The sequence below is a fragment of the Dyadobacter sp. NIV53 genome (genome assembly GCF_019711195.1).
Taxonomy (GTDB): domain Bacteria; phylum Bacteroidota; class Bacteroidia; order Cytophagales; family Spirosomataceae; genus Dyadobacter.
Map to the genome: position 1 here is coordinate 2,162,898 of NZ_CP081299.1, position 23,018 is coordinate 2,185,915.

At 42.9% G+C, this 23,018-nt stretch carries 17 protein-coding genes; 10 read left to right on the forward strand and 7 right to left on the reverse strand.

Features of this window, described 5'->3' with window-relative positions:
- Nucleotides 1-9: 9 nt before the first annotated feature.
- A complete protein-coding gene (locus KZC02_RS08755) occupies nt 10-2,514 on the forward strand; it encodes a glycosyl hydrolase family 95 catalytic domain-containing protein (protein WP_221393755.1) in 2,505 nt (834 codons plus the stop codon).
- Between the two features lie 158 nt (nt 2,515-2,672).
- On the opposite strand, the gene KZC02_RS08760 is transcribed toward KZC02_RS08755, so the two are convergent.
- Both KZC02_RS08760 and KZC02_RS08765 read right to left on the reverse strand, forming a co-directional pair.
- Nucleotides 2,673-3,434, reverse strand: a complete 762-nt coding sequence (locus KZC02_RS08760; protein WP_221393756.1) for an NrtR DNA-binding winged helix domain-containing protein — start codon at nt 3,432-3,434, stop codon at nt 2,673-2,675.
- 122 nt (nt 3,435-3,556) lie between these two features.
- Nucleotides 3,557-4,216: a DUF3667 domain-containing protein gene (locus tag KZC02_RS08765; protein ID WP_221393757.1), complete on the reverse strand. Its 660-nt coding sequence runs from the start codon at nt 4,214-4,216 to the stop codon at nt 3,557-3,559.
- A 301-nt stretch (nt 4,217-4,517) separates the two neighbouring features.
- On the opposite strand from KZC02_RS08765, the gene KZC02_RS08770 reads away from it, so the two are divergent.
- From KZC02_RS08770 to KZC02_RS08785, 4 genes are all read left to right on the forward strand, one after another.
- Nucleotides 4,518-7,994: a ThuA domain-containing protein gene (locus tag KZC02_RS08770; RefSeq protein WP_221393758.1), complete on the forward strand. Its 3,477-nt coding sequence runs from the start codon at nt 4,518-4,520 to the stop codon at nt 7,992-7,994.
- 238 nt (nt 7,995-8,232) lie between these two features.
- On the forward strand, nt 8,233-8,613 hold the full coding sequence (locus KZC02_RS08775) for a hypothetical protein (RefSeq protein WP_221393759.1): 381 nt from the start codon (nt 8,233-8,235) through the stop codon (nt 8,611-8,613).
- A 38-nt stretch (nt 8,614-8,651) separates the two neighbouring features.
- A complete protein-coding gene (locus tag KZC02_RS08780; RefSeq protein WP_221393760.1) occupies nt 8,652-9,470 on the forward strand; it encodes an SDR family oxidoreductase in 819 nt (272 codons plus the stop codon).
- A 38-nt stretch (nt 9,471-9,508) separates the two neighbouring features.
- Nucleotides 9,509-11,041, forward strand: coding sequence for a hypothetical protein (locus KZC02_RS08785; RefSeq protein ID WP_221393761.1), 1,533 nt, complete (start codon nt 9,509-9,511; stop codon nt 11,039-11,041).
- A gap of 5 nt (nt 11,042-11,046) precedes the next feature.
- Here KZC02_RS08785 and KZC02_RS08790 read toward each other — a convergent pair whose 3' ends face one another.
- The 3 genes from KZC02_RS08790 to KZC02_RS08800 form a co-directional block, all read right to left on the reverse strand.
- Nucleotides 11,047-11,481, reverse strand: coding sequence for a S41 family peptidase (locus KZC02_RS08790; RefSeq protein WP_221393762.1), 435 nt, complete (start codon nt 11,479-11,481; stop codon nt 11,047-11,049).
- An 82-nt stretch (nt 11,482-11,563) separates the two neighbouring features.
- Nucleotides 11,564-12,565 carry a S41 family peptidase gene (locus tag KZC02_RS08795; RefSeq protein ID WP_221393763.1) on the reverse strand — a complete coding sequence of 334 codons (1,002 nt, stop codon included), beginning with the start codon at nt 12,563-12,565 and terminating at the stop codon, nt 11,564-11,566.
- 214 nt (nt 12,566-12,779) lie between these two features.
- Entirely contained in the window at nt 12,780-14,231 is a 1,452-nt protein-coding gene (locus KZC02_RS08800) for a DUF1593 domain-containing protein (protein WP_221393764.1), read from the reverse strand.
- A gap of 292 nt (nt 14,232-14,523) precedes the next feature.
- Between KZC02_RS08800 and KZC02_RS08805 the strand changes: the two genes are divergently transcribed.
- The 3 genes from KZC02_RS08805 (at nt 14,524) to map (ending at nt 17,214) form a co-directional block, all read left to right on the forward strand.
- Nucleotides 14,524-15,327 carry an SDR family oxidoreductase gene (locus KZC02_RS08805; RefSeq protein ID WP_221393765.1) on the forward strand — a complete coding sequence of 268 codons (804 nt, stop codon included), beginning with the start codon at nt 14,524-14,526 and terminating at the stop codon, nt 15,325-15,327.
- 64 nt (nt 15,328-15,391) lie between these two features.
- Nucleotides 15,392-16,303 carry an AraC family transcriptional regulator gene (locus tag KZC02_RS08810; protein ID WP_221393766.1) on the forward strand — a complete coding sequence of 304 codons (912 nt, stop codon included), beginning with the start codon at nt 15,392-15,394 and terminating at the stop codon, nt 16,301-16,303.
- A gap of 152 nt (nt 16,304-16,455) precedes the next feature.
- Nucleotides 16,456-17,214: a type I methionyl aminopeptidase gene (gene map / locus KZC02_RS08815; protein WP_221393767.1), complete on the forward strand. Its 759-nt coding sequence runs from the start codon at nt 16,456-16,458 to the stop codon at nt 17,212-17,214.
- A gap of 169 nt (nt 17,215-17,383) precedes the next feature.
- Here map and KZC02_RS08820 read toward each other — a convergent pair whose 3' ends face one another.
- Both KZC02_RS08820 and KZC02_RS08825 read right to left on the reverse strand, forming a co-directional pair.
- Complete coding sequence (locus KZC02_RS08820; RefSeq protein WP_221393768.1) at nt 17,384-20,611, reverse strand: PAS domain-containing protein; 3,228 nt, start codon at nt 20,609-20,611, stop codon at nt 17,384-17,386.
- A 123-nt stretch (nt 20,612-20,734) separates the two neighbouring features.
- Entirely contained in the window at nt 20,735-21,157 is a 423-nt protein-coding gene (locus KZC02_RS08825; protein ID WP_221393769.1) for a response regulator, read from the reverse strand.
- A gap of 347 nt (nt 21,158-21,504) precedes the next feature.
- Here KZC02_RS08825 and KZC02_RS08830 point away from each other — a divergent pair, with 347 nt between their 5' ends.
- Nucleotides 21,505-21,936, forward strand: a complete 432-nt coding sequence (locus KZC02_RS08830) for a hypothetical protein (protein ID WP_221393770.1) — start codon at nt 21,505-21,507, stop codon at nt 21,934-21,936.
- A 287-nt stretch (nt 21,937-22,223) separates the two neighbouring features.
- Nucleotides 22,224-23,015 carry an MYG1 family protein gene (locus KZC02_RS08835; RefSeq protein WP_221393771.1) on the forward strand — a complete coding sequence of 264 codons (792 nt, stop codon included), beginning with the start codon at nt 22,224-22,226 and terminating at the stop codon, nt 23,013-23,015.
- The last annotated feature ends 3 nt before the right edge of the window (nt 23,016-23,018 follow it).

A 23,018-nucleotide genomic window follows, 5' to 3' on the forward strand; every position in this document is an offset into this window, starting at 1 on the left:
GCCATTTGTATGGATATATCTAAAAGGTTAATTGCCTTATCACTATTTACTTTCCTGTATTTCAGCTCGTTCGCACAAAAACCGGCCGAATTGAAGCTCTGGTACAAACAACCCGCTACACAATGGGTGGAAGCCCTGCCGGTTGGTAACGGGCATATCGGCGCCATGGTTTTCGGAGGAGTTGAACGGGAGCTGTTGCAGCTCAATGAAAGTTCGCTCTGGTCGGGCGGCCCGGTAAAGACCAATGTCAATCCTGCATCAGCGTCGTATCTTCCGCAGGTCAGAGAGGCACTTTTGAAAGAAGGCGATTATCAGAAAGCGAATGAATTGCTAAAAAAAATGCAGGGGCTTTATACGGAATCCTACATGCCTATGGGTGATTTGAAAATCGTCCAGGATTTAAAAGGCGAAAAACCTACCAGTTATTACCGCGATCTGGATATAGCAAACGCAACTGCAACAACAAGTTTCACAGTTGGCGGCGTCGTTTATAAAAGAGAAATTTTCACCTCCGCACCTGATAATATTCTGGTGATCAGGATTTCAGCTTCAAAGCCTAAACAACTCAACTTTACCGTTTCGGCAAACAGCCAGCTGCAATATAATCTGGAAGTTACGGCATCAAAAGAACTCCTGGTTAATGGAAAAGCTCCTGCACATGTAAATCCGAATTATTACAATCCGCCAGGAAAAGAGCCTATCGTTTATGAAGATGCGACTGGCTGTAACGGCACACGCTTCCAGTTCAGAATGAAAGCTGTAAGCAAGGACGGAATTATTTCGACTGATACATCCGGCATTCACGTAAAAGATGCGAGTGAAGTGTTCGTTTATTTATCGGCAGCCTCGAGTTTTAATGGTTTTGATAAATGCCCGGACAAAGACGGGAAGGATGAAAAATTATTAGCCAGGGGTTATCTGGACAAAGCATTGGCAAAAGGTTATCCTGTTTTAATGAAACGCCATCAGGATGATTTTCATACCTATTTCAACCGCGTAACTTTCGACGTAACAGACAGCACAAAAAATAATCCGAATACAAAATTACCTGCTGATGAGCGTTTGATGGCTTATTCAAAAGGAGATTACGACCCCAAATTGGAAACGCTTTATTACCAATATGGCCGGTATTTACTGATTTCATCTTCCCGTGCTGCTTTGCCTGGTGTTCCTGCCGGTCCGCCTGCCAACCTGCAGGGAATCTGGAATAAAGAAATGAGGCCGCCTTGGAGCTCGAATTATACGATCAACATCAATACGCAGATGAATTACTGGCCGGTGGAAGTGGCCAACCTGTCGGAAATGCACACGCCATTGCTTTCCTGGATCAAAGATCTTTCGCAAACCGGAAAAGTGACGGCCAAAGAGTTTTATGGAGCAAAAGGCTGGGTGGCTCATCACAATGCAGATATCTGGGGAATGTCAAATCCAGTAGGAAATGTGGGAGATGGTGATCCGGTTTGGGCGAACTGGTATATGGGTGCAAACTGGCTGAGTCAGCATTTGTGGGAACATTACCGTTTTTCGGGCGATAAAACATTCCTGAAAGAAAAGGGATATCCGGTAATGAAAGAGGCTGCAATATTCACAATCGACTGGCTGGTTGAGGATAAAGACGGCTATCTGGTAACGGCACCGTCCACATCGCCGGAAAACAAATTTAAGGATCCGAAAGGTGGTGAAGCTGCTGTTTCTATTGCCACCACGATGGACATTTCGATTGTTTATGACCTGTTTTCAAACCTGATCGAAGCTGCGGATGTACTTGGCAATGACCCGGAATTCAAAAAACTGCTAATCGAAAAACGGGCTAAACTTTACCCTTTGAAAATTGACAGCCGCGGGCGGATTCAGGAATGGTACAAGGATTTTGAGGAAACGGATACACTTCACCGCCACGTTTCGCATTTATTCGGATTGCATCCCGGTCACCGGATTTCGGAAGATACGCCCGAATTTTTTCAGGCTGCAAAAAGGACACTGGAAGTGCGCGGTGACGCCGGAACAGGCTGGAGCAAAGGCTGGAAAATTAATTTCTGGGCCAGATTACTCGATGGCGACCATGCATACATGCTCATTCGCCAACTCATGAAATACACCAATGAAGGCAATGAAGAGTTTAAGGGCGGTGGCACCTATCCTAACTTTTTCGATGCACACCCGCCATTCCAGATCGACGGCAATTTTGCGGGAACGGCAGGCATGTCGGAAATGCTGATTCAGAGCCATTTGAAAGAAATCTATCTTTTACCGGCATTACCTTCAGCCTGGAAAGATGGCCGCATAAAAGGACTCCGTGCCCGTTCCGGATTTGAGGTAGATATAGACTGGAAAGATGGAAAACTATCGAATTCTGTGATCAGATCATTGAATGGCGAGGAGTGTATCATCAAAACAAAAACTCCGGTAAAAGTGACAGGTGCTGTTTCGGCAACCCAAAAAACTGGGTCTGATTATGTCAATAAGTTTAAAACGGAAAAAGGTAAAACGTATAAAATAACAGCGTCTATTTAAATATCATTTTTAAAGTGCTCATGGTTTGCAATAGGGAATCCCAATAGGATCTACCCTATTGCAAATTTATTGAAGTTCAAGTCGTTCAGAATACCGATTTTTGTAAGTATCAAAACGATTTTTTTGGAACAGGAAAATTTTGGATACAATGAAAATCCCTATTCCCGCTTCGGCAACCGGTACAAATACGGAGCCTTATTCGCAGCACCTGTAAATTTCTTCTCCATGCGTTCCAATGCGTTCATTTCGAGTATCTTTTTTTGAAAATTGTTGCGTGCGTATTGCTTTTCAAAAATTGTTTCATACAGTTCCTGAACGTCTTTCATGGTAAAAGTTTCTTCCAGAAGGTGAAACGCGTTTGCTTTTTGATCGAGAGTTAATTTGAATGTTTCGAGCGCGTCACCGATGATCTGGTTATGGTCCATGATCATGGATGGCAAATTGTCCAAGTCATACCACTGGATAGACTCATCCAGATCTGTTTTTTGCGCGGTGACCTGGTTTATGTCCACGAGCGCATAATATCCGATGGAAATAAACCGGCGGGTAAACCAGTCATAATCTCCTATTCCTGAAACTGTTTCATTTAATTTCTGAACATTTGCAGCGATCAATTCCGGGTTTTGCTCAATAAGCCTGTCCAGAAAAACTTTGCTGCTCCGGTTGGCTTTGCCCGTTACATTAAACTGTTCCAGATATACATCCTGAATTCCGGTACGGTCGCGAAGTATTCTTCGGGCTGCATCATCAATATCTTCGTCCTGGTAAACAAATCCACTGGGTAAGGCAAAAAATTCTCCTTTGAAATTCAGCTTGGGCACCAGCACTTTGAGCTTTTTATCCTGATAGCCAAAAATGACGCAATCAATAGAAAGTTGCTGGATATAACCTTGTTCACTTAACGGGTACTGGGATTTCATTGGATATTGTTAGCGAATACTGAGAATGTAACCGGATGCAAATTAAATGCAAAACGATCTATGTTTGTAATCAGGCTGGCTTGGCGGGAACGTTTCTGACATTTATGGTTCAACTTTGAGTATTATGAAAATGCCTGAACAACCAGTCCAATCAGAAAACCTGCGGCGGTGTTAATGGTTCCCATCACGAAAAATGTAAGAATGGTGAGCCCGAAGGATACAGCCAGTGACAGGTTACGGAAAAATTTGGCATAACACCAATACATCAAAAGGATATCCATGGCCTGGATCGTGAGTGCAAAAAACATGGGATTTACATTTTCTCTGTTATAAAAATAGAGAATCGGTAGCATGAAAAGGTTAACAATGAGGCTCAGCGACCTGTAAAAGGTATTTAAAACCAAATGTTCCGCGAAATTGAATCCCTGTTTTTTGAAGACTAACCAGGATGCGATTGTGTTGGTCAGGATTAAAAGCAGGCTCGAATAGGCGGCATGATCCGTAGTCCACCGGATTACGGTCTGATATGCATCGGGAATACTTTTGCTGGAATGGATAGGTTCTATATCGTACAGCGCGGTTATAAAATAATGATAAAGCAACCCGTAAACCGTCGCCAGAACCACGACTAGCGTCACAGGTTTAAAATGCCTGACCCGTTTGCCGTCAATAAATTCCCTCACGGTCTGTCCGGGAACAGTCAGCAATTGCCTGATTGTATAAAAAATCCCATGATCCACATGAATCAATCCATGCTGAATTTCATGCCATATGTAGTGCATATTCAGCTTATGGGTTTTGGCAGTTTGCCCGCAATGGCTGCAAAAGTTACCAGCAAGCGGAGTATCACAGTTTTTGCAATTGTTCGTCATAATTTACCGGATGAAATGTGATCTGCCGTTCATGTGAATGATCATAGAGAAGAGAAAAACCTGCCTATTCTGTTTCAGATAATGAGGTTAAAGCTATCAAATCTATTGCACTGCAAAGATATATAATTGTAAAAAATTTATTGTCTATTTTATTAGACAATAAGAAAAATTCTTTTTTACTTTGCTTATCAGAAGTCAATATCCTTGTCTCATGTCAGCAAAACAACTCATATTCAGCTTTCTAATTTTTAGTTCAGGACTTTTTACACAAATTACCTTTGCCCAGTCAACTAAAATTAAGGTTCTTGTTTTTAGCAAGACCGTCGAATTCAGGCACGAGTCTATTTCTGCTGGTAAAGCAGCTCTGACTAAACTGGCAGCCGATAAGGGTTTTGAGGTAAGTTTTACGGAGGATGCTACGCAGTTTAAGGATGCGAATCTTAGAAAATACAATGCAGTTGTATTTTTGAACACGACAGGTGACCTGTTAAATCCGGAACAGCAGACTGCATTTGAACGCTACATCCAGGCGGGTGGCGGTTATGTGGGAACCCATGGAGCTGCCGATGCGGAATACGGATGGCCGTGGTACGGAAAACTGGTTGGTGCCTATTTTCTGGATCATCCGTCGCCTGATAATATTCAGAAAGGTAAATTTATTGTCACCATGAAAGATCATTGGGCAACGCAGGGAATGCCTGATGAATTCGAGCGAACCGATGAGTTTTACAGTTTCAAACAGATTTCCCCAAGGATCAATGTTGTTTTAAAAATTGACGAAAAGAGTTACAAAGGCGGTAAAAATCCCGATTTTCACCCAATGAGCTGGTACCAGGAATTTGATGGCGGACGTTCATTTTATACAGCATTAGGACATACGGATGAAGCTTTTGCAGATCCATTACTGCTCAATCACTTATGGGCTGGAATAAAATATGCTGCGGGGCTGTCATCAGCTGGCGGAGATGCACCAAAACCATTGGATTATACCAAATCACGGCCAGAGGAAAACCGATTTACCAAGGTGGTTCTGGCCGACAAACTGGATGAACCCATGGAGTTGACTGTATTGGGCGACGGGCGGATATTATTCATCCAACGGAAGGGGGATGTACGGCTTTACAATACGAAGACGAAAGAGCTTAAAACGATTGCAAAACTACCGGTCAGTACAAAATATATTTCCAAAGATGGGAAGGAATCTCAGGGAGAAGACGGTTTATTGGGATTGAGCAAAGATCCAAATTTCGCTCAGAATCATTGGATATATATGTATTATTCTGATCCAAACAAGTCGCAAAATGTATTGGCGCGATTTGAATTAAAAGGCGACGAACTGCTGATCGCTTCCCAAAAAGTGTTGCTTGAAATATCAACTACCAGAGAGGAAAATTCGCATACAGCCGGCTCCATAGCCTGGGATCGTCAGGGGAATTTATATCTCTCCACCGGCGACAATACTAATCCGCATGCTTCCGGTGGATACAGCCCGTCCGATGAACGTGAGGGCCGCAACGCGTGGGATGCGCAAAAGTCGGCATCCAATACCAATGATCTTCGTGGAAAAATTATCAGGATCAAACCGCAGCCAGATGGCACGTACACAATTCCCGAAGGAAATCTTTTTCTAAAAAGTACAGCTGCCGGTGACAGCAGCCGTACCCGGCCGGAAATTTACTCCATGGGCCACCGGAATCCTTTTCGTATTTCCGTTGATCAAAAAACGGGTTTCGTATATTGGGGTGAGGTAGGCCCGGATGCTGCCAAGCCCGATTCGAGCCGCGGGCCTGCCGGGCAGGATGAAATCGGGCAAGCCCGTAAGCCCGGAAACTTTGGCTGGCCTTATTTTGTGGGCGATAACAAACCTTATTTTAAGTACGATTTTGTGTCCGGTAAATCCGGGATTCTGGCAGATTCGAATGCGCCTGTAAATACATCGGTAAATAATACTGGTTTACAAAACCTTCCGCCAGCCGAAAAGGCGTTCATCTGGTATCCTTATGATGAATCGAAGGAATTTCCGTTACTGGGCAGCGGTGGCAGGAATGCAATGGCGGGACCGGTTTATTATACCGACGAATTTAAAAATTCCCCACGCGCTTTTCCCACCTATTACGAAGGCAAACTCTTCATTTACGACTGGATGCGAGGCTGGATCATGAACGTGAGTATGGATAAAAACGGTAATTACCAGTCGATGGAGCGCTTTATGCCTGCTTACAAATTTTCTAATCCGATGGACATGGAATTTAGCTCCGACGGCGATTTATACATGCTCGAATACGGGTCCGGCTGGTTTTCTCAAAACGAAGACGCCCGACTGATCCGGATTGAATACAATGGCGGAAACCGAAAGCCGCAGATTGAAATAACTGCCAATAAAATGGGTGGCTCCGCTCCTCTTGCTCTCAAATTGTCAGCAAAAGGAACGGTTGATTCTGATGGTGACGCGCTGAGTTATTCATGGAAAATAATTTCAAAAAATGGTTTTAACAAAATTGTAAACACAGCAGAAACAGCACTGACATTGGTTAAGCCGGGTATTTACAAAACTGTGCTGACTGTCAGTGATGGAAAAGGCGGAAATTCTGTGGAGTCAATGGACATCACCGTTGGCAATGAAGCACCCGCTGTAAGTCTGGAAATGCCGCAAAGCAACAAGTCGTTTTATGCAGCCAATAAACCGTTTTATTATGATGTAAAGGTGACAGACAAGGAAGACGGCTCACTGGGAAAAGGTATTGATCCTGCCCGAATTGCGGTAAGTATTGATTATTTGGCAGAAGGTTATGACAAAGTCGCCATTTCGCAAGGCCACCGTTCCGTTGATCAGGATGCAGTATTAACAATCGGTAAAAAACTGATAGAAGCAAGTGATTGTAAAGGTTGCCACAGTACGGATAAAAAGTCAATTGGCCCGGCTTACCGGGAAGTGGCTGCGAAATACAAAGGCGATGGGACTGCGGTTGAACGGCTGACTAAAAAAATTATTTCCGGCGGAGCGGGCGTATGGGGCGAAACGCCTATGGCTGCGCATCCGCAACTTTCAGCCAGCGACGCCGCGGAAATGGTAAAATACATTTTGAATATAAATGAAAGTGCTACTGCCAATTCCTCACTTCCGGCAAAAGGGAGCTATACGGCCAGCGTTCCAAAGGGTGATAAAGGAACAGGCGTTTACATGTTAAGGGCTTCGTTTTCAGACAAGGGTGCGCCGGGATTGCCGCCGTTAAAAGCAGAAGAAACGCTCGTGCTGCGAAATGCAAAAATTGATGTCCACGGTTTTGATGTATATGATGGTGTGAGAAAAGTGGGCTCAAATGGTGCCAATATGATCCTTCCGGACAAATCAGGCTCGTTTATGGTTCTCAAACAGTTAGACCTCAACGCAATCAGGGAATTTAGGTTAAAAGCAGTTGCACCGAAAATGCCAATTAAAACGATTGGAGGCAGAGTACAGCTCCGGCTTGACAGTCCGGCCGGAACAATTATAGGCGAATCCATCCTATTGGAACCTGCTGAAAAAGGTTTTGCCCCAACAGATCTTATTGTCCCGGTTAAACTTCCGGCAGGATTGGCAGATAAACGTCATGATGTATACGTCGTATTTGTAAATGAAAAACCTGAACAGGGTTCACTGATGATCGTGCTGGGTACTGAATTTATTTTGAATACGATCGAACAATAATTAGTTCACAGTTTTTAGTTGAGAGTTTACAGGACTTTATAACTGATTTTCAATTGTTTATTTAAGGTTAAAAACAGTCAATTATAGTTAATCAAACACTGGTTTTATAATAATCGTCACAGATAATTTTTTCTTTATAAACAACTGACAACCAATTAGTAAGCCCTATTTACTTTAAACTCTAAACTTTTTACTCCAAACTCAATTCAATTAACATCCATTTTTATCAATTTCAATTATGAAAAAAGTACATTTTATTTTTGTTGCCATCTTCATGCTTGGTGTTTCATTTTACAGCAATGCACAAACGTCTGCTCCTGCCGATTACTTTGTAGGAAAATGGGAAATAGCGGTTATCGGAACACCTAACGGCGACTCCAAAATGCTTGCCAGTTTAACGCGTGACGGAGGTGGTAATCTAACCGGCCAGTTGGTTAATTCAGCCGACTCGACAGCTGAAAAAATCCCGATTGCTATTACTGAGGAAGGCAGCAGAATTTTGATGGGTTTCAATGCACAAGGCTACGACGTAACTATTGATCTTACCAAAGTTGATGACGATAATCTGAAAGGTAACCTGATGAATATGTTTGATGCAACGGCTAAAAGGCAGAAGTAGCGTTTCATCTGTCCTCAATTAAACAATCATCCGGTAATATGAAAGTAGCCGCAAAAACCATTGTCGTAACGGGTGCCGGCAACGGTATTGGCCGTGAATTATGCATACAGCTTCTTGGAAAAGGGGCAAACGTGGCGGGCGTTGATTTGAATTTAAATGCCCTTTCGGAAACCCAAAAGATAGCGGGTGTCAGGGATGATCGTTTCAAAGGATTTGTTTTTGATATAACAAACAGGGAGAAAGCCGAAAGTTTGCCGGGGGAAGTAATCGCGCATTTTGGATCGGTTGACGGTATTATCAACAATGCAGGAATTATACAAAAATTTATTCCGGTGAATGACCTCACCATTGAAGAGATCAACCGGATCATGAATGTGAATTTTTATGGAACGGTATATCTCACAAAAGCATTCTTACCTGTTTTTCTGACGAGGCCGGAAGCGCATATCGTCAATATTTCGAGTATGGGCGGATTTATTCCTTTTCCCAAACAGACGATATATGGGGCCGCAAAAGCGGCAGTTAAAATTTTTACCGAAGGACTTTATGCCGAATTGAAAGATACATCCGTGAAAGTGACGGTTGTTCATCCGGGTGCTGTCGCTACCAACATTACCGAAAACTCGGGTTTGGGAAAATCCAAAATAGACATGAGCGACCCTAAAAATGTGAACGCAGCAAGTAAAATGTCACTTTCTCCATCCAAGGCAGCCGGATTAATTATAAGCGCTATGGAGCGAAACAAGTTTCGGGTAACTGTCGGAAAGGATGCAACTATGCTGGACCTGCTGTACCGTTTCAATCCGAAATTCGCTACCAATATGATTGGCAAAATGATGAAGAAAGTGGTGATGTAAACGATCACAATCCTTGAAAAATATCACTTCAAATTTCTATGAAAATAACACATTTCCACGTGCTTCTGGCTTTTGCTATTGACATTACAAATCTTTCATTCGGTCAGAATATCCCGGCAGGCAAATCCCTTCAAAACAAAATCGACTTTAAGAAAATGCCTTTGATTGGTAAGGTAGATGAACGGTTTCAGTCGTTTAATGTGGAGATGTGCGAGGTGATCGGCGGCGATTTCTGGATACTATATAATTTGATCGATTCGGTAAAAAAACATTCGGATAAAAAAGGGTTTGCCGCTTTGAAATGGAAGATTGAACCCATCAATTTATACGAACAAAAGCTAAGGAATCTGGCATCTGCACTGGGACCAACGTACGTTCGGGTAAGCGGTACATGGGCGAATGCTGTTTATTTCCAAAATAATGACGAAGCCAGTTTAGCAAGCGCTCCGGAAGGGTTCAAAAATATTCTTACGCGCCAGCAATGGAAAGGTGTGATCGATTTTTGCAAAACTGTAAACGGCAAATTGGTAACTTCTTTTCCGATCAGTGACGGAATGAAGGACAAAAACGGCAACTGGAAACCAGATCAGGTACAATCCATTTTGGACTATACCAAATCCATCGGTGGAGAGATTGCTGCAGCCGAACTTTTCAATGAGCCGTCACATGCCAGTCACGGAGATGCTCCGAAAGGATACAACGGTGCAAATTTTGCGCAGGACTTCGCGGCATTCAAAACCTTCGCGACAACCGCTGCACCTGAAATGAAGATCATCGGGCCTGGCTCAACCGGAGAAGGCGGAATTCTGCCGTCAGGACTGGATATTTCGATCGATCAGCTTTTATTGGGTTCTCCTAATCCTAAGTTTGAGGTTTTCACCTACCATTATTACGGTAATGTCTCGCAACGCTGTATGGGTGGCCAGAAACCCGCAGATGCCTTGTCGGCTGCGTGGCTGAGCAGGACCGAAAAAGGACTTGAATTTTACCAGAATGCCCGTGATAAATATGTGCCTGGTGCGCCGATCTGGCTTACAGAAACTGCCGAAAGTGCTTGCGGTGGTAATCCGTGGGCAGCCACTTATATTGACAGTTTCCGGTATCTGGAACAACTTGGGCGGCTGGCTAAAAAAGGGGTTCAGGTGGTGATGCATAATACACTCGCGAGAAGCGAATATGGATTATTAGACCACGACACACATAATCCACGACCGAATTACTGGTCGGCGTTATTGTGGAACAAATTCATGGGAACGCAGGTTTTTGATGGCGGCAGCCTGACGCCCGGGGTAGATATTTTTGCACATAATTTAAAAAACAGCACGGATGGCAAAGCGATTTTGATATTAAACACCAACGATTCCGCCACACAAATAACAATACCTACTGGTGCAGAACAATATTTGCTTACTGCTGATGAATTACTGACCAAAAAAGTAAAGCTAAACGGCACTGAACTTGCACTCACGCCCAAAGATGAAATCCCTGTAATTAAAGGCAAAAAAGTAAAACCGGGAAAACTGGAAATGCCAGCGCACAGCATTATGTTTCTGACTTTTAGAAAGATGTAATTATTTTACCGGATCCGTTTAACCCTGATTAATATCCTGGTTTCTTCCAGTTCCAGATCCCTTTCCGCCAAAACATCCGCTATGGAATAATTAGCTGGATGCGTTGGCAAAACCCCGCGGCCAATGGGATGTTTCTCATATTTATAACCAATATGAATATTTGGAGAGATGCGTACCATAATTTTGCTATTGGGAAGCTGAACAACTATGTTGTCCCCGCCAGTTGGCCCTTCATAAGTACCACCGCTTTCTTCACCAATAAAAATGGCATTTGTTGTTTTCTTTATATCAGCGATCAGATCGCCAGCACTTGAAAAACTTACTCCATTCATCAGTACATATAACTGCCCATCGAATACATTTTTTTTGGGCGGCTGCAACTGAAGGTTTTTGTCATACTCATAATTGTTGATCCAAAGTGTTTCAGTGAGCTTACGCATGTACTCGTCGCTATTGTCAAATACTAGTTTTGAGGTGTCCCTTTCGATGATGATCTGCCGGAGTGGCCTGAAATCCAGATGGCTAATGTAGATGTTCTGATAAAGCCGGAAGGGTTCTTTTAGATAAATAAGACATCAGCCCGATCTGCTGCTGCTCGCTGCCTCCTTCATTGTTTCTAAGATCCAATATTAGGTCCCTGATCTGCAAATCCCTGATTTTTGCGAACGCCGCATTTAACAATGAATCAAAATCCGGATCGGTTTTCGAATAGAAAGAGCGCGGGATTGCCAGTCTTGCGTACTTTTCTTTTTCATTGATCTCAAAATTTGGCGATGGCGTCGTGAACCAAGCCTGTTCATCTTTTTTATACCGGTCCTGCAATATTCTTTGACGGTCAACAAAGGTTACTCCACTGACAGTAATCGTCTTACTTTTATTACTGTTATACTCAATATATTCTATTTTGAATGTGTCACTTCGATCTATATGCAGATGATAATACAGGTCGAAGCCGTGGAACAGGCGAAAATGATACCGTTCCAGTAATCTGATCTTTCTGGTTCTGATATTTCCGTCAGAGGCAATGCGTGGCAATAAATATTTCAAAATTTCATCGGCGCTCCTGCCATTGACAGATAAGATCCTTGATCCGTTTGGAATAAGTTTGTCACTGCAATTGAAGCGTATATAAATTTTTTCATCAATGATTCTGATGTAAAATGGCAGTACTTTTTTGTTAAGAATTTCATCTGCCAGTCCATATTGCGGAATTGTATACAGATGCCCGCAACGAACGGATGCGTTTATGGTACTAACAAGCGAAAGCAAATCTATTGCTTTCATATTGCCATTAATTGTACTGCCCAGACTGTCAAACCTTGCATCAACAACCTGCTTGCTTTCATACTTATACAGGCGTGGATGTACATATTCGAGAGCGCGCCTAAGCCACTGAAAATCTTCAGCCGCCTGTTCCTTTGTCAGGACAAGTGATTTTTCCTGACTAAAAGCTTTGTGCCATATCATTGACAAAAAAAACAGGAAAACAAGTTTGCTCAGTGCAAGTTTGCCATCATGTCTCATGATTTGACCTTAATAGGTTGGTTTTTAAGTACAATGCACACACAAACTATATAGAGTTGGCAAAGTCTGATCCTGATTGCCTGTGTCAATAAATGTCATCTACCTGGTTATTCCGGGAAAAATCTGACTTATCCTATTTTCATAATTGCACGTTTAAGCTTCCCTTAGTCATGTATTAATTATCACCATTTAATAAGTTCGTTTTAGGGTTTGTTTACTTAGGTGAAATATAAACGATCACACGCCGATACCGTGTAAGTGCCGGGTTGCCTTTATCCGTAACTCTTAGTATGAAATGTGCTGTTTCGGTCGTGGAAACTTCTGGTGCCTTAGCAGACAGCCTATACAAATTTTCAGCCTGAGCAAAAGTTATCCGGTCTTTATAAGAACCCGCCTCCTGGTATTGAAACCATAAAAAACTTAAATGGTCACCATCCGGATCACTGGTTCCTGTTGCATCCAGTACGAAATACGAACCTGATTTTATTCTTATCGTATCCGCATGTGCCAAAGCGGGTAATGGTGGGTGATTTGCATTTTTATAGTCTTTGACGGTCCAATCCATTCTTCCCGCAAAATCATTCTGAAAATCATCCCGCCACCTCCATAAGGTTACTTTATTGTCTTTAAAAGTAGTTGTATCAAAGGTTACGGCCCGGCCATAATCCCTGGAAACGATCGGAGAATAGGAATCACTGGCATTTGTCCATATCGGGCCCGTTTCAGCGACAACCGGTACGCCGCCGGTAAAGCCCTTTTCGTCCAGATCCGATAACCGCGGCTTGTAAAATTCGTAACGTCCTCCCCAGCCGCCCCAGTCAGGATGCTCAGGATTATTCAAGCCATTTGGGATCAAGGATAGCCACGATGGAGTGTCTCCCTCCATTCCATAAGCAACATCCGGATATAGTAATCCGAGTGGGCCATGATCACGTTGAATATTTTCCGCCAGCCATTTATTGCTGATTGTTTGATTGTCGATCCCTTTTATGTAGCTGTTGATACCTGTCCATGTAGCCTTGCCGTAACCGCCTGGCGTCACTATGAAAAAAAGTGATGGAAAGTTGCTCCTGATCCAGTTGCCGCTGTTGTCCTGATCAGAAATGGCGTAAACCCTCAGTTTTTTGATCAGCTCATTCAGTTGAGAGTCAGTTTTGGAGTTTTTAAGTTTCCACAGCGCCTGTGCCAATGTATTTGCGCCTCCCCACACCGACACCCAAAGCGGCCGGTTGTCTTGTTTTTCCAGTGCCTGAATCACCCAGTTCGACCCCTCCGTGTCTTTTCCTTCTCCTACACTGGCCATTCCATAACTCCCTTGCCCGGATTTGATGAGTTTCAATAAATTGCCCGACGTTGGATATCCGGGCGCGTGCTTTAACAAATTAGGCTGAACCTGTCCATAAGCTTGCACAGCACTGCTGATCGATTTTGGATAAACACCGGATTGCTGATGGATTGACGTTGTTGCGATCAAACCCTCAATATCGATTTCATTGGAATACAGAAGCAGCCTGATCAATGACTGCGTATCATCGGGATCAGCCTCAATATCGGAAAGTACAACCAATCTTTGTTTGTTGATACGTTGACCAAATGCAGGTGCAATCACAAATCCTAAAATCCAGGCGGCCAAAACGATTGCAGAAAAAAGACTTCGGGTTTTCATATTCGGGCGATTAATTACTAATAAAACTGATTTTGACAGGTATTTACTATTTAGCCGGTCACATACCATAGTTTTTTGCCAAATTCAACTTAACAGCTGTACCAAAATTTCTGATTGTTAGCTCAAAAACAAGGCGAAAAGCATTTGGGGCAGATTTTGGTTTTGCCACGGATGCAATTATCCCGGCCATTTCAGAAAACACCCGCCAATCTGGAAACAACTTAACGCGGTTTGGCAACACAGAGCTTAGCTAATTGACGGATTTTTGCATTACAATAAATCAGAAGAAAAAATGCAAAAAACAATTTTTATAACAGGAGCATCAACAGGTTTGGGAAAAGCTGCCGCCAAATTATTTCAAAGTAAAGGATGGAATGTGATTGCTACCATGCGAAATCCCGAAAAGGAAACAGAACTTACCGAACTTGATAATGTTACACTTTTACCGCTAGACGTTACCAATCCGGAACAGATTAACGCCGCGGTTGCAAAAGCCATTTCCTTATATGCGATCGATGTAGTGTTTAACAACGCTGGATACGGATTGATGGGCGCCATGGAAGCATTAAGTGACGAACAGATTTTAAGACAGATCAATACCAATCTTTTGGGCGTAATAAGGGTTACACATGCTTTTATCCCACATTTCAGAGAAAAGAAAAGCGGTTTGTTTATCAGTACCACATCCATGGGCGGGCTTTTAGGGTTTCCGTTACATTCCATATACCACGCTACGAAATTTGGCATAGAGGGCTGGTCGGAAAGTATGTCATTTGAGCTGGGTGTGCACAATATTGGCATAAAAACGATCGCTCCCGGCGGTATCGCCACGGATTTTCTATACCGGTCTCTGGATCGGAGCCTGCACCCTGAATATCAGGAATTGGAAGAAAAATTATTTAGCCTTACCGATGGCATGATGCAGGCAGCTGCAACTGCTGAGCAGATAGCCGAAATTGTTTATGAAGCCGCAACAGATGGCAAAGACCAGATTCGTTATATTGCAGGTAATGATGCAAAAGCCATGTATGCAAGGCGTCTGGAGGTTGGAAGTGAGGAATCAAGAAAAGAGATCAGAGAGCAGATTCTTGGATAATTAAAAAAAACAGGCAGCTGCTCAAAGAACAGTTGCCTGTACTGAATTAAAAAATAAAGTCTAAATGAATACCATTAATTCCATATCCGAGTTTCATCGACTGGTATCTTTACCCGAACCGCTACACCCGCTTATAAGTATAGTGAGGGTTGCGGATATGCGATTTACTTATAACAGGATATGGGAACATTTCTCTTTGAACTTCTATTGTGTATCCCTGAAAAGGGATATTACCGGAAAAGTGAAATACGGCCAGCAGTACTATGATTTCGACAAGGGTTTAATGACTTTTATTGCACCCAGGCAGATTCAGGCACTTGATGTTCCGCATGCAGAAATATTGGGCCCGGACTCAGGAACGGGGAGCGCAATGTTGTTCCATCCCGATTTTCTGTACAAACATCCGCTTGCGACAACCATAAAAAATTATGGGTTCTTTTCTTATGCCGTGAATGAAGCACTGCATCTTTCGGAAAAGGAAGAAAAAAACATTGTTGAAATATTTGAAAAAATAGTTGCAGAATATCAGCATATCGACCGGCATACACAGGATATTATCCTTTCACAAATTGACCTGTTGCTGAACTACAGTAACCGGTTTTACGAAAGGCAATTCATCACCCGCAAAGCTGTGAACCATGACGTGCTGACCAGAATGGAAATGCTTTTAAATCAATATTTTGACCAGGAAAAAAGCCTCGAAAACGGATTGCCCACTGTTGAATTCCTGGCGGGCCAACTCCATTTGTCACCCCATTATCTGAGTGATCTTTTACGATCGCTTACAGGACAAAGTGCACAGCAGCACATTCAGGAAAAACTGATCGAAAGGGCAAAAGAATACCTTACTCTGACAAATCTATCGGTTGCAGAAATCGCATATCAATTAGGCTTCGAATATCCGCAATCCTTTAACAAGCTATTCAAAAAGAAAACGAACATTTCCCCGCTGGAATTTCGGCAAACATTCAATTGAGATATAGTCTGCAATAATATGCGGCCAGCTTCAAAAGGCCAGTTGTGAAGATAAAATCGTATTTTTACAAAATCAAAATGACCGAAATTCTCTGTATCTGCAAAGATCGCGGTTGCGAAGAATTTTGACTGTTCAACATTACAACACGATTTATGTCCATAACAAAAGAGTCTGACTTAACAGGGATGCAGAATGCGAGCGAGGCGGTAGCATATACTTTAAAGAAAATGACGCAATATGCCCAGCCTGGAATGACCACAAAAGAGCTTGATGAGTTTGGTGCAAAAATACTGACTGAGTTTGGTGCGAAATCAGCACCTCACTCAACTTACGGATTTCCTGGCTGGACCTGCATCAGTGTCAATAATGAATTTTGCCATGGAGTTCCATCAAAAAGGAAATTGAAAGAGGGAGATCTTGTCAATATAGACGTTTCCGCAGAACTGAATGGTTTTTGGGCTGATAACGGAGGTTCGTTTGTCCTTGGGCAGGATATTAATCAGCATCAAAAGCTTGTAAACGCATCGAAGGAAATTTTGGTCAGGGCGATCAGCAATATCAGAGGTGGTGTTAAAATAGCTGATATTGGCCATATAATGGAATCGGAGGCTAAAAAGCGCGGTTTCAAAGTGATCAGAAACCTTGCAGGGCATGGCATTGGCAGAGGACTTCACGAACAGCCGGATGAATTGATGAACTTTAAAAATAAATCTGACCACAGGCGGTTCAAAAAGAATTCAGTCGTTGCCATTGAAACCTTTATTTCGACAACGTCATCTTACGCAAGCCAGCTCAGTGATGGCTGGACTATGGTTGGAAACAAAGGCGGGTTTATGGCCCAGCACGAACATACCATCGTAGTTACCGATAAAGCCCCGATTATTTTGACGGCCATGAATGGAATAATGTAATTTCTATTTTAATGTATAGGAGACCTTATCACGAATTCTTTTGTATTGCTATCGGCCGTCGGCATTCGGCTGTCAAATTGATGCTTGGAAGGAGATTTTGGATGATTTCCTACTGCCGATACTAATACTGTCTTACAATATAATTCGTGATAAGGTCTATTACTTATGCCTAAAGTTGTGAGACCGGCAGGTAAATACTGAACACAGCCCCTTCTCCTGGATGGCTTACGACACCAATGCCACCGTTATGGTTAGCAGCTACACGTTCACAAATGGCCAGGCCTATTCCGGTTCCCGAATATTGGCTGCGACCGTGCAAACGCTGGAACAGCTGGAAAATACGGTCCGCATATTGCTGGTCAAAACCAATTCCATTGTCTGCAACATCTATTTTGTAATATGCACCGGGAGTCCGGGTAACAATCAGGGAAGCCGGAAGATCGGAGCTTAAAATGGTTTCGCACTTAATTTCAATTACCGGGTTTACATCTGGTTTTTTAAATTTAAGCGCATTGCTGATCAGGTTAAGAAACAACTGGTTCAATTGCATACGGTCGCCCTGGATTTCCGGCAGCTGGCGGACTGTAATACTTGCTGATGATTCAGTGATGACCAGTTCAAGGTCATTTAAAACTTCGTAAACGATTTTGGTCAGGGAAACAGTATCGGTTATTTCATTATTGCTCGTGAGGCGCGAAAATGCCAGCAGGTCTTCGATCATTGCAGACATACGTTGTGCAGCAGCCTGCATACGCTGAAGGTAATTTGCGCCGTCACCGAGCTTGTCACCATAACGTACAGATAGCAAATTTGAAAACGATTGTATCTTGCGCAACGGCTCCTGAAGATCGTGGGAAGCGACATAGGCAAATTGCTGAAGGTTGACATTGGACTGGTTCAGCCTGTTGTTTGAGTCCGAAAGCTCTTCATTTGTAGCAATGTATTCCTCATTGATAGCAGCCAGTTCTTCGTTCGATGCTTCGAGCTCTTCAGTGCGCTCCTGTACCTGTAATTCGAGTGTAAGATTGATTTTTCTTTGTACAGTCACGTCCTGGACGGTGCCGGTCATTATCACTGGTTTGCCGTTTTCATCATAACGTACTTTACCCTGGGCATGCAGGATCCTGGAAGATCCTGTCTTTTCTGCATCCATCATATACTCCATATCAAATAGGCCGTTTGATCCGGGAGCAATGGCCTGGTTTACAGCAGCGATAACCGCAGGGCGATCTTTTTCGGAGATTGCTGCATACGTTTTTTCAGAGGTGAGCTGGTCATTTTTTTGTAGGCCAAACCAGTATTTCAACCGATCTGAGTAGTCCAGGGTTCCGGTATTCAAATCAATTGAGAAAGTACCCAGTTCGGCAAGTTCAATGGCGCCGCGCAGAAAAGCCTGTGTTTCTTCAATTTTTTTTCTGGCCAGTACATGCTCGGTCAGATCTGTTGCCACAACCAGCACCCCAGTGATGGTTCCTTCCAGATCACGCTGCGGCTGGTAGGCCAGATTTACATAAATCGTTTGCAGCACATCGTCATATATGATATCTACCGGCTGTTCTTTGGAAATAAACGGAATTCCTGTAGTTATAACCTGCTGTAAAAGTTTGTCAAAACCCTGTCCCTGCATTTCAGGAAGTGCCTGTATAAGTGGCTTGCCAATAATTTCCTGCGGCGGCCTGCCAACAAGTTTGCCGTAAAACGGATTGGCCATAGTGAAGGTCAGATCGTCTTTGCTGATCATGGCAATTCCAACAGGCGACTGCTCAAAGAGCGATAAGAGCTGCAGCTCACTCTGCCGTATTTGTTTTTCCACATGTACCCGCTCTGTTACCTCAATAGCAATATCGAGTATAGCATATACTTTTTCTTCACTGTCAAAAACCGGTGAATAAGTAATATCGTAATAGTTCCGGCTCATTACACCATGCTGGACGATATTGACCTGTGTGCCAAAGCTGTTATATGTGATGCCGGTTGTGTATACATCATCAAGAATCTGTAAAAAAGGCTGGCTTTCCAGTTCCGGCATTACTTCACGCAACGGTTTTCCAGTAATATCCGGACCCTTACCCACTATATCAATGAAGCTCTGGTTAGGTAGTTCCACCACCAGGTCACGACCTACAAAAAGGCCGATCGCCGCCGGAGCAGATGCTATCACAGTCCTTAATTTGGATTCACTTTCCTGTAATGCCTTTTTCGCCAGCACCTGTGGAGTTACATCAATGGACATATCTATGATCCCATAAACCTTCCCCAACTCATCAAACAGCGGTTTGTAGGTATAAGTAAAATAGTAGGTACTGAGTTTTCCATCTACCTCCAGATCAACCGGTGCGTCTACTGAGGTAAAAGTTGTTCCGTTATTATAAATATCTGCAAGAATATCATGAAAGGGCTGTCCTTCCAGTTCGGGAAGAGCTTCCCTGAGAGGTTTGCCAATTACCGACATATCTTTTCCCCAGTATTGGGTCATAGGCTGGTTGATCAGCTCCACGATCATGTCCTTTCCTGTAAAAAGACTGATACCTACGGGGATTTCTTCGATCAGTGTCCGAAATTTGTTTTCACTTGCCTCAAGTTCTTTGACTGCGTTATACTGTGCGGTCACTTCATTTGCCATGACCATGATCCCGGATATTTCTCCATTTTCTTCCAGCATGGGAGTATATACAAAATCAAAGTAAACCTGCTCGGGCTGGTCATTTCTGAATAATGTGGCAGGATAGCCGCTGCCTGCATAAGGCAACCCGGTTTTGTAAACATTTTGAAGCAATTCCACAAAACCCTGTCCCTCTATTTCCGGCAATGCATCTACCAGTCTCATTCCGGTGATGGAAGGACTTTTACCCCAGACCTCAAAGAGCTTATCATTGCCGAGTTCAACAATCAGTTCCGGCCCGCTTAAAAGCCCGATGGCCATAGGTGCCTGCTGTGCAACGGTCTGAAAACTTCTTGAATGCTTTTGCTGCTCTTTAAGACGTCCCCTGTTTTCAACCTCATTTGTAATATCACTGAAGGTACCTAAAACTCGTGAAGTACTTGTTGCAGGATCTGAATGGGATTGTCCTTTGCAATGCAGCCAGCGGTATGTACCTGTGTGATCCACAATCGTACGTAACTCTGTTGAAAAAGTTACTCCGTTTTTTAAAGAAGCATCAATTTCACTCGTGAAGTCATTCCTGTCGTTTTCATGAATACGATCAAGGAGAAACTCCAGATCAACGATATCATTGCCTGCTAAATTAAAAAGGGCTTTTGCCCGACGGCATAAACGGACGTGGTTTGTTTGTAGATCATATTCCCAGGTACCGATACCTGCTGATTCAAGGGCGAGCTCAAGTCGCTGTATTTCCAGGGCATTATCGGTATTAAAGGGCTTAGACGTGCCTTCCATGAATTGGTATTTTTTTAGGAAAGATAAAGAAATCGGTAAATAAACAGAACTCCGGCTTTCAAGCCAGCATTGCCGAATATTAATAAATTAATAAACAGGCCAGTAAAAAATAAAGTAATTGGTTTACAATCTAAAGCGCTCAGTCAGTTCCCTGGCCAGGTTTATATAACCCTCAAAACTGACTGGTTTAGTCCTGAAAAGATCTATGCCAGACTCGGCAGCATTTAGGGCCAGATGTTTGTCATTAGAAGTAGTGATCATCACCAGCGGGACGTTTTCATATACCTTGTTGGTCCTGATCGCCTGGGCGGCTTCCAGTCCGTTCATTCTTGGCATATTCATATCCAGAAGAATTAAGTCTGCTTTCGGAGCGTGGTCATGTCCGATTTTACCGAGCAGGTCACATCCATTGACTGCTTCAATGATATGTACCGATATGCCAATGGCTTTGATTGCTTCACATATCAAAAACCTGTCATCATCGTCGTCATCGGTCAAATATATGTTTGAAAGACTTCCAGCCATCCTGCAATTTGTGTTTGCCATAAATGTAGCAGGTTTTATCCGATTTTGTTTCCAGCTGTTGAATTAGCATATAACAGCACCAAAATTACAAGTACCGTCGTATACTGTATTATTTCATTTTTTATTGAACAAATATGGTTTTTTCTAAAAAAGCATAATTTATAATTCCCTGATCCCGGAAGCATTGTTAATGGTAATTATATCAGGTTTTATGTAATTTCAGGCAGGCAGATCATAACAGCACTTTTTAAGCTAACCAGAAGTTAAGTAACTAACAGACAGTTTTATTACAAGTTGGCTATGAAAGTCTTTTTATGTAATTTTCCAGTATTGGGTGTATTTCTTACCACATACTTAACTTACCACTCATGATAAAGCTATGTGAAAATATTCTGGGGCTTATTCTAAAAAAATGGCCCAAAGCAAAGTTGTATGTTTATGATGATGTAACACTGCATGACGGTGAGTTAACCATCACTCACCAAAACGATTGGTTTATTACTATTACTACCTCGTCAGTTAAGGTTTCTGCCATTTTTTACCGCATTACCGGAGCTGTTAAAAACCACAATCAAGGTTACAGGTATATAAGGGAGTATCTGATCAGCAGGCCGGAAAAGGATGGCAGGCACCTGGTTAGCTATCTTGACCAGTCAGATACGCCGCGATTGGTTAAAATACACTGGACGCTGGCTGACCTGATTGAAAATCTTGAATTGGAAGTTCGTAAATCCAATGAAGGCAACAGAAAAAAATCTTCCGGCCAGAATAACGGGACTAACGCCGGCAGGTCGTTTTAAAAAGTAACCTGTACACTTAAATTGTTCAGAATTTAGATTGTTTAACAACCGGAAAGTTTTTTCGGAGTAGGATTGTATGTCCTTAAAATTGCGATCATCCATTCCGTTTCATTTCCTAATCTGCCTTGTTTTTTATCTGACCCGCTTTTAGTTTTTCAATCCTCTTTTCAATTTCAGGTTATTCACGAGCAATAAAATTTCCAGTATATCGAAATAAATAGTTGGATATATTCCAATTATTAGGAAATAATCCATTAAATTTGTGATATCCTGAATTTTTATCAATTATGCATTACCTAAAAGTTATTACCCACGACACCACATTTCATGCAGATGAAATATTCGCCGTGGCCCTCCTGAAATATATTGGTTATCAGGTCGAACTTTCGCGCACCCGAAATCCGCAGATCCTTGCCCCGGCAATTGCTGATCCGTCGGTGGCGGTACTGGATGTTGGTGGTGAATATAACCCGCTGATGTTCAATTTTGATCATCATCAGGATATGGCCCTTCAATCGGCTGCCGGATTGATCTATGAGAATTTCAAAAACAGGATTTGCCCTCCCGATGCGCAGCCGTTTTTTGGCCAGTTCATCAGTTCGATCGATGCGATGGACACCAATCGTGACAATATTTTTGAGCTGATGCGTGCATTACCATCCGGATTCAGGAATACTTCCAGTATCATCGGCCGTTTCAACAGAGATGTAACCAACGCCGCCGAACAACTTGCACAGTTCGAAAAGGCGCTTGACTTTGCAGCGATCATGATCGAAAATGAATTATATGAAGCCATCAGAAAAGCCAAATCAGAAGCTGACTATGCCAACAGGACCATTTTACCAAATAACGTAGCCGTTTTTGATGAATATTCCGCAGTATGGAAAAATAAGAACGAACACGTTTTTGTAGTACTTCCACACGCCAACGGATGGCAGATACAGACCATAGATACAACAATCGCAACAGTTCCCGAATCCATCACTGAAAGCGAAGGGTTCATTTTCCGGCATGGCTCCGGATTTATGGCCGTGGTAAAAGACAAAGAAGTTGCGGTTTCTTTCGCGGAGACATTATAGATT

Bases quoted from the DNA above. Each gene is read 5' to 3' on its own strand.
- map (WP_221393767.1), top strand. From the start codon at position 16,456: ATGTCCATAACAAAAGAGTCTGACTTAACAGGGATGCAGAATGCGAGC.
- KZC02_RS08820 (WP_221393768.1), bottom strand. From the start codon at position 20,611: ATGGAAGGCACGTCTAAGCCCTTTAATACCGATAATGCCCTGGAAATA.
- KZC02_RS08790 (WP_221393762.1), bottom strand. From the start codon at position 11,481: ATGCGTAAGCTCACTGAAACACTTTGGATCAACAATTATGAGTATGAC.
- KZC02_RS08830 (WP_221393770.1), top strand. From the start codon at position 21,505: ATGATAAAGCTATGTGAAAATATTCTGGGGCTTATTCTAAAAAAATGG.
- KZC02_RS08825 (WP_221393769.1), bottom strand. From the start codon at position 21,157: ATGGCAAACACAAATTGCAGGATGGCTGGAAGTCTTTCAAACATATAT.
- KZC02_RS08800 (WP_221393764.1), bottom strand. From the start codon at position 14,231: ATGAAAACCCGAAGTCTTTTTTCTGCAATCGTTTTGGCCGCCTGGATT.
- KZC02_RS08810 (WP_221393766.1), top strand. From the start codon at position 15,392: ATGAATACCATTAATTCCATATCCGAGTTTCATCGACTGGTATCTTTA.
- KZC02_RS08785 (WP_221393761.1), top strand. From the start codon at position 9,509: ATGAAAATAACACATTTCCACGTGCTTCTGGCTTTTGCTATTGACATT.
- KZC02_RS08775 (WP_221393759.1), top strand. From the start codon at position 8,233: ATGAAAAAAGTACATTTTATTTTTGTTGCCATCTTCATGCTTGGTGTT.
- KZC02_RS08795 (WP_221393763.1), bottom strand. From the start codon at position 12,565: ATGAGACATGATGGCAAACTTGCACTGAGCAAACTTGTTTTCCTGTTT.
- KZC02_RS08780 (WP_221393760.1), top strand. From the start codon at position 8,652: ATGAAAGTAGCCGCAAAAACCATTGTCGTAACGGGTGCCGGCAACGGT.
- KZC02_RS08755 (WP_221393755.1), top strand. From the start codon at position 10: ATGGATATATCTAAAAGGTTAATTGCCTTATCACTATTTACTTTCCTG.
- KZC02_RS08760 (WP_221393756.1), bottom strand. From the start codon at position 3,434: ATGAAATCCCAGTACCCGTTAAGTGAACAAGGTTATATCCAGCAACTT.
- KZC02_RS08765 (WP_221393757.1), bottom strand. From the start codon at position 4,216: ATGCACTACATATGGCATGAAATTCAGCATGGATTGATTCATGTGGAT.
- KZC02_RS08835 (WP_221393771.1), top strand. From the start codon at position 22,224: ATGCATTACCTAAAAGTTATTACCCACGACACCACATTTCATGCAGAT.
- KZC02_RS08805 (WP_221393765.1), top strand. From the start codon at position 14,524: ATGCAAAAAACAATTTTTATAACAGGAGCATCAACAGGTTTGGGAAAA.
- KZC02_RS08770 (WP_221393758.1), top strand. From the start codon at position 4,518: ATGTCAGCAAAACAACTCATATTCAGCTTTCTAATTTTTAGTTCAGGA.